This window comes from Streptomyces tamarix (assembly GCF_032423885.1).
GTDB classification, from domain to species: Bacteria; Actinomycetota; Actinomycetes; order Streptomycetales; family Streptomycetaceae; genus Streptomyces; species Streptomyces tamarix.
Genome location: NZ_JAWCTQ010000044.1, coordinates 57,240 through 64,659 on the forward strand (window position 1 = coordinate 57,240; position 7,420 = coordinate 64,659).

The window sequence follows — 7,420 nt, forward strand, 5'->3', positions numbered from 1 at the left end:
CTGAGCGTTCGTCCTCAGAAACTCACGTCAGCCTTGAGTTCCTGAACGAGCCGTTCCAGCGGATCACCGGAACTCCGGTCGTCAACACGAGTTCAACGACTGGGAACTTCATCGCGGTAACCCCGCGCACGGCCTAGCCGCATCCAGTCGTGCGACGTGGACACCGCATCACGGTCCCTTCGGTTCTCCACCGAGGGGACCGTCGTACGTCCGGAGGCATCGCGAGGCCGAGGGCAGCCCACAGCACTGCCCTAGGAGCCGACACCCGGTCTAACGCTCACAGAGAGCGAGGGTGACGAGTCGTCACCCTCGCGAAGGGCGGACGCCCCGCCGTCGTTGACGCGCCGGCACCACAGTGGCAAGCCGACATGAACAGGGCGAAGGCCGGACATTCCGCGCTGAGCAGGGCGGGACGGACGTGAAAAAAGTGCTCCGACACGCGTGATTCGTGATGCACGGAAGGGGTCGGAGATGGCAAGATACGGATCATGGCCGGGACTGGGAACAAGCGGATGCTCACGAATCGTGAGAGCGCCTATGACCCTGCCTCCGGCGAGAACTGGCGGATCACCGTCAACCTGCCGCCGGTGGTGGCAGAGGCTCTGATCCCGAAGCTGCGGGAGATTCACCCCCGCCTGGCTGCCGCCGGTCTCATCACCGCCGTCGTGGAGCACCTGGTGCTGCGTGGCGACGAGTCGCTGGACTGGAAGCGCACAGCCGAGATGGTGAAGAAGGAGATCGAGGGGATCGAGGGTGCACAGCGCCCGTCCAACCCGGCTCAGGACGCACCCCTCCCTCGGGGTAGTCGCCATGGGGGCATATCGACGTAGCTGATACACGCCCCGGGGACTCACCCGCGGGGCCAACGAAAACTGAATCCCAAGGCACTGTCAGCGATCAGGTTGGTCGCCAGGGAGCTGACCAGCGCCTCTTCCATCGACGTCGGAGACATCGCCCGATGCGGGCTTTGTGCTGCCTGATGTCGTTCAGTTCTGGAGACCATCATAGCCACAGGTCCCCGGGCCGGCACCTCCTTGCCCGAAAGCGGTGTGTCACGCGCGCCGTTCACGGGAGTACCCACCGCCGAGCCCCGTACGCACAGGGCGGCAGCCACCGAGCCGCTGTTCCCCCTCCCCAGCACTTCGTCCCTGCCCCGGCAGCAGACGGAGAACAACACCGAGAGCGCAGCCGAGCGAGCCCGCGTGGCCGCCATGCTGCTGGACGATCTCCTGTTCGCCGCCCCCGTCTTCTGCATCGACAGCGGAAACTCGAAGGTGGCCACTGACCGGCCGCTGAAGTTCCTCAGCGAAGCCGCCGAGTTCGTCCGCACCGGCCGCGCAGCCTCCTACGTCGCCACCCTCCGGGAAAGCGCGGTCGCCGTCGACATCGACGGCGACGACGACGACTGGAGCACCAGCGCGCTCGAACACCTCACCAGTCGCGCGCGGGAACTGGACGGCTGGTTCGTCACCCGTCGATCGGGCGGCGGCGCCGGCCGCTGGCACCTGATCGCGTGTTTCCGCACCCAGGCCGCCCGCGCCGAGTTCAAGACCACGGTGGAAACCGTCCGCGCTCACTGGGGCGCCACGGCCCGCCAGATCGACTGGCGCCGTACCCTCCGCCCCCTCTCCGCACCGCACCGCAAGAGCGGCCGCGTCGACCTCCCCGAGTTCGTGGAAGGAGCCGCCAACACGTTGCCGTCGTGGGCCATGAACATGCCCCAGTACACCCGGCCGGTCACAACTCTGCGAAAGGAGGTTCCGGCAACTCCCTGGCAGCGTCGTATCTCCACGATTCCGGAGGGGGAGTTCTGGGAGCGCCTTCGTAAGCCCGGCCCCGATTACTGGGTGGACCGGTCCCTGAGCGAACTGCTCTCTACCGCCCGCCTCATCATCGCGGGGTTCGATGCCGACGCCGCATGGCAGGTAGTCAGCGACCCGGCACACCTCGGTTTCCACCGCGCCCGCAAGCGCGGCCACCGCTGGTGGGTGAAGCACTGCTGGAACGCCGCCGTCGAGTACGTAGACGACCACCGGAACAGCCGCACAGGGAAGTCCGCGTCCGAGCGCTGGAAGAAGGTCACAGGCCCGCTTCTGGCAGGCGTACGGGAACTCCACTGGCGGAACTGGACCACCGCCACACGGCACAGCAGGGAACACATCCTCGCGGCTATCGGGGACCGCATGGCGCGTCAGGGGCTGGCCTGCCGGCCGCTGCCGGAACGCGACCTGGAGAACGACACGGGGAAGTCCCGGAACACGATCCGGGACGCCCTGGATGCGTTCGTGGAGGACGGAGTCCTCATCCGGACCCGGACGTACGACCAGAGCATGGGCCCCAAGGCGTCGCACGAGTTCAGCCTGAACCTGCTCACCCTGGACTTCCGTGCTGAAACTTCTGAACCACCTTGTAGTCACTCCCCCGCCCCCCTCAGCCGCTCCTGGTTCAGCCTCGCTACGACCCTGGCTCTCCACCCCGGCCCCCTCACGGTCACGCAGCTCTACACCCTCAGCGGCTACACCCCCACCTCCACCCCGACCCGAGCCCAGCTGACGAACGTGGAGACCGGCCTCCAGGTGCTGAGGAAGCTCCGGATCGCTCAGGCCGGACGGAAGGGCTGGGAGCTCACGGGCCAGGCCGTCCGGGAACTGCGGTCCATGACCCAGCGGAAGGCAGCAACGGCAGCACGGATCGAGCGCGAGCGGAGTGCGTTCGCGCGGGCATGGGAGGCCACCAGGGAGAAGCTGCAGCGCCGTTGGCAGGAGCAGAAGGAGAGGGCCCTCCAGAGGCGTGCAGCGGCCGACCAGAGCCGTCGCGAGCAGTGGTGGGCGAGTTTGCCCGCGGAGGAGAGGAAGAGCCGTCGAGACGAGTGGAAGGCCCGTTTCCGTGAGCTGACGCCGGCCCAGCAGAAGGCCCGGGTCATCGAGTTGCGCGAGCGCCGGTACATGGCGAAGTGGGGAGCTGCTGCCTAGGTGAGTATCGCCGGGTAGCCGCCCGCCAGTTCGGCAGCGCGAACCCTGCCAGCAAACTCGGAGTTTGCCGCAGGGTGTAAAGCCATGTGTAAAACAGAGTGTGACAAAGGGTGCTCCCCCCACCCACTCTGACCTGCCCTTTTCCACGTGCTGCATCCTGACCACCCACTCCCATCGTCCCTCAAGAAGTGGGTGGTCAGGATGCAGCACGTGGGTTCAGATCAGAGTGGGTGGGGGGAGCACAGGTTGAGTGTGGTGGAGGTAGAAGAGGAACTGAGAGGAGGAGAGTGAGAGTGAGTGAGAGAGAGAGAGTGAAAGACAAAGACGAAGGACAAAGACAAGGACGAAAGAGAAAGACAAAGACGAAAGACAAGAGAAGAGAGAGAAGATTTTAAGAACTAGGGTGGGCCGGTGGGTGGTACGGAGGAGTGGTATCTGCAAGTTGTCGCTGGTGAGTTACTGGGCGGGGATGGGAAGCGAAACTTGAAGCCGGTGGGGGTACTTGCTCCGGCGGGGGGCGGTGGGTTCGCCGGGAGGGTGCCGCCAGGAGGTGGGTCGGTGTGCGGACGGTGATCGGCTCTGATCTGTGCCGTCGTGATGCAACCTGTCCACCGGTGGCGAGTTCCGCGTCTTGAGGGTGTTGGTTCGCTTGCTTCCGTCGGCGGCGAGCTGTCGAGTTCGCCCCGTGGTGGGTGGCTGGGCGAGTCGGAGAGTTTCCGTCGGAGTGGGGCGAGGTTACTGAAGTGGGCGCCCTTCGGGCGGCGTTTGGTGGTCCGGCGGCGTTCACCTGGCGGCAGACGTCGGCCCCGGGGGGCCTTTGGTCTGCCACCAGGGCGCCGGACCTTGGTCGACCCCTGGCGGGGTCGGCTGCTTTGATCTGGTGGTGGCCTCCTACGTCGGCCACCACGGCAGGGGCTCTCGTTCCTCGGCCCCTGCGGGCGGGCGAGGCCGGTTTGAACCTCAGAGTTTTGCCGTGTGCCGCACGGCGCGCGTTCGTAAGTCACGGTGGGAGTTGGTTGTCGTGGAGGTTGTAGTCCGCGAAGTGGTGGTGCCCAAGGGTAAGAACTGGCGGCTTACCGAGCGGGACGTGCCGGTTCTGGAGTGGATCGGCCGGTGGTTCGGCGTAACGGCAGAGCAGGTCACGCGGCAGTTCACGGGAGACGGCGGAGTTCTGCCGTCTCGTCAGGTGGTGTACCGGAGGCTCCGAGCGCTGACGTCGATGGGTCTGCTGTCAGCAGGCCAGCTCCCCGGACGGCGCGCTCAGGTGTTCTGGCTGACGAAGTCTGCGACGGAACTGCTGAACATTCCTGGGAACGCAGTGACGCCGAATATCAAGGAGTACAACCACGACCTGGCCGTGGTCGACCTGGCTCAGTACATCAGCAGCATCAGGCCGGACGATGAGCTGGTGACCGAGCGGGAGATCCGTGCTCGCGATACCCCGAACCAGTACGCGAGCACGGAGCCCACCTATGCGGTGTCGACCGGGGAGAACGGGCGCGGCCGCCGTTACCCGGACCTGGTGGGTCTACGTCCGGACGGAACCGTGTGGGCCCACGAGCTGGAGCGAACCCAGAAGGCGCGTCCGCGTCTCGTGAGGAACATGCTGCTGTACGTCAACGCCGATCACATCAGTTACGCCATGTACTGGGCCTTTCCCAAACTGCTGAAGAACGTGGAGTTGGCCGCGGAGGAAGCGAACGCTTCCGCCGTCGAGCTGGGGCGGGGACAGAAGATCTTTGTCCGCGTCTGGGATGTAGAAGAACGGGGAGCAGAGTGAGTACGCCACGGAGCCAGCGAGCACGAGGGAACATCGCAGGCGGACCTACGACGAAGTGGCAGGGTTCGCAGCCCATCAACCCAAACTCCGGTGAGGCCGTGGCGAGGGCGGCAGGGGTGATCCTGGCCGTCCTGAACCCGGTCGCGGCGATCCTCGTGCTGGTCCTGGTCGCGGCCGGCCGCCGCTTCCCGCCGCGGGCCCGGCACTGGGTGTGCTGGGCCGGGTGGGGTGCCGTAGTCGTCGGCGCGCTGATCGGATTCTTCCGCTGGTACCTGGTGCCGTACCGCGAACTGGGGACGGCGATCTGGGACAGCCCGAACCGGGCCGCTCTGGCAGAACTGGCCCAGGAGAACTGGGCGAGCTGGGTGGGCAACCAGATTCCGTTCAGCGTGACCGTCGCGGCCGGGATCGGCGGAGCCTGGCTCATCCGGCGAGCGAAGTTCACGGCGGAGTGGCGGACGGTGAAGGACCCGGTGCCGCAGAAGCGGATCGAGGCGAAGCTGCGGGAGCTCGCGCAGAACGATGACCGTCCCCCGGCGCAGAGTTTGGACGACCTGCGTATCCGGCTGGGCGTCGACAAGATGACCGGCGACGCGTGCGAGATCAGCGGCCGTGCCATGAGGCGTCACGGATTCATCCCGGGAGCATCCGGCTACGGAAAGTCCCGCACGATCGAGCAGCTGGTGTACGAACTGGTCGTCAGTCCGCACGCGCGTCCCCTGGGTATCGGGTTTCTGTTCGCCGACATGAAGGCGGACCCCATGCTGATCGAGGCTATGGCCGGAGGGGCGCATCACGCGGGGCGCCGGTTCAAACTGGTCACGGTCACGGGAGCGGGGACGACGTACAACCCCATCCGCCACGGTTCCGCCGAGCAGATCCGGAGCCGGATCGTGGAGTGCCTGGACCAGGTGGCCGGCGGCGGGTTCTCGGAGCCGCACCACCGAGAGGCGGCTGAAGAGTTCCTGCTGTATGCCGTCCGGGCCCTGGACGACCTGGTTCGCGGAAGCGTCACCGAGTTGTTCCCCGACGGGACGACGAGGGCCTGGCGCCGCGACCTTCCCGACCTGGCCCGTCTGCTGACCCTGAAGTCTCTCGGCTCCCGGACGAACCACTTCTCGCCGCGGCTGCAGAAGGAACTGGGCGACTACCTGAACTACCTCAACACCGAGGCGAAGGACCTGAAGCGCTCGATCCCGGGCCTGGCCACCCGCATCCGGAATTTGGTGTCGGGCGACGCCGGCCGCGTCCTGATCGAGACCCAGGACGGTGTCGACCTCTACGAGTCGGTCAAGCGCGGCGACATCGTCCTGTTCTCCCTCGCGGCGAACACCGACGCGAAGGCGGCGCGGCAGATCGGCAACCTGTTCCTCACCGACCTCGGGTCGGTCGGAGACCGGCTGCTGGCGGAGAACTTCGGAGAGAACGGCGGACTGTTCATCGCGGGCGTCGATGAGTTCAGCGGGCTCGGGGGCAGCACGATGACCGGCCTGTTCCAGCGGTTGCGCGCCGCCGGCGGCGGTCTGTTCGTGTGCACCCAGGACCTGGCGGACCTGGCCGACGTGTCCGACGCCTTCCTGGCGGCCGTGCTCACCAACGCGGACGTGCTGATCCTCCACCGCACCAAAGCGTCCGCGGAACAGGTCTCCGAACTGCTGGGGACGTACGAGGGGTGGGAGGAGACGCTTCAGGTTCAGGAGGACATCGGAGTTCTCGGCTCGACCACGGCCGGGTCCGGAGTCGGCTCCCTGCGCCAGGTCGACCGCTTCAAGGTCCACCCGAACCAGCTTCGGGAACTGGGTGTCGGCGAGGCCATCGTCGCCATCGGTCACCCAGAGGACTCTTCCCAGACGGTGCAGATGGCTCTCGCCCCGCGGTACCCGGTGCCGGAGGCCGAGCCGGACGAGGTGCTGGAGCAGCAACCGCCGGTCGACCTCACGAAGGAACTTCCCCCTGCGCCGCCGGCCCGCAAGGACGTCGAGGCCGTCGAGGCAATCCCAGAGAGCGCGCCGGAGGACGCCGCCGAGTTCGAGGGCTGGGAGGAGGAGCCTCCGGAGGTCGAGGAGGAACCAGTCGAGGCCGACGAGAAGGAGACCGTGGAAACCGGCGACGACGCGGCAGAGGTGCCCGCGGAGGAAACTCCGGTCATCGTGCCCAGGCCCCAGCCGAGCCCGTCCCCAGCGACGCCGAAGCCAGCCAGCGACCCGTTCTGACGAGGGGCTGAGGTTCACGATTTTCTGCCTCCGGCGGGCCCTTACTCCCAAGGGGGTGGGGGCTCGTCGCGTGTGTGCGGGCTGGGGAGTGGCTGGGGTTGGGGGGTGGCCGGGGGCTCCCCTCGGCCGGACGGGCACCCTTCGGGCTACCACCGAACCTGCGGGGGGTGCCAGGCCGAGCCGCTTCGCGGTCGCGCAAGCGCGAGCCTGGCACCCCCCGCAGAACCGGCGGTACGGCGGAGCTGCCCGACCGACCGAGGGGAGCCCCCGCCCACCGGGCGGAGTTGTGGCGGAGGCCGCCGGGCAAGGCCCGCGCGGGCGGGGGCGGGAACCGCCGCTGACCTGCGGAAAGATGTGATGCAGGTCACCCGTTCGGAGGACTGTTCCAGGTGGACTCAGGCACTCGAATAAGGCAGAATTAGTGATGTCGGAAGGGGATGGCAGCCCCGGACGAC

4 protein-coding genes are annotated in these 7,420 nt (G+C 67.1%); all 4 read left to right on the top strand.

Annotation, left to right across the window (positions count from 1 at the left end):
* The first annotated feature begins 488 nt into the window (after positions 1-488).
* The 4 genes from RND61_RS26740 to RND61_RS26755 all read left to right on the top strand — a co-directional run bounded on the left by RND61_RS26740 (position 489) and on the right by RND61_RS26755 (position 6,965).
* Positions 489-830, top strand: a complete 342-nt coding sequence (locus RND61_RS26740; protein WP_315880678.1) for a hypothetical protein — start codon at positions 489-491, stop codon at positions 828-830.
* Between the two features lie 219 nt (positions 831-1,049).
* Entirely contained in the window at positions 1,050-2,972 is a 1,923-nt protein-coding gene (locus RND61_RS26745; RefSeq protein WP_315880679.1) for a hypothetical protein, read from the top strand.
* Positions 2,973-3,993: 1,021 nt separating this feature from the next.
* Entirely contained in the window at positions 3,994-4,752 is a 759-nt protein-coding gene (locus tag RND61_RS26750; protein WP_315880680.1) for a hypothetical protein, read from the top strand.
* Between the two features lie 98 nt (positions 4,753-4,850).
* A complete protein-coding gene (locus RND61_RS26755; protein ID WP_315880681.1) occupies positions 4,851-6,965 on the top strand; it encodes a hypothetical protein in 2,115 nt (704 codons plus the stop codon).
* Positions 6,966-7,420: the final 455 nt, after the last annotated feature.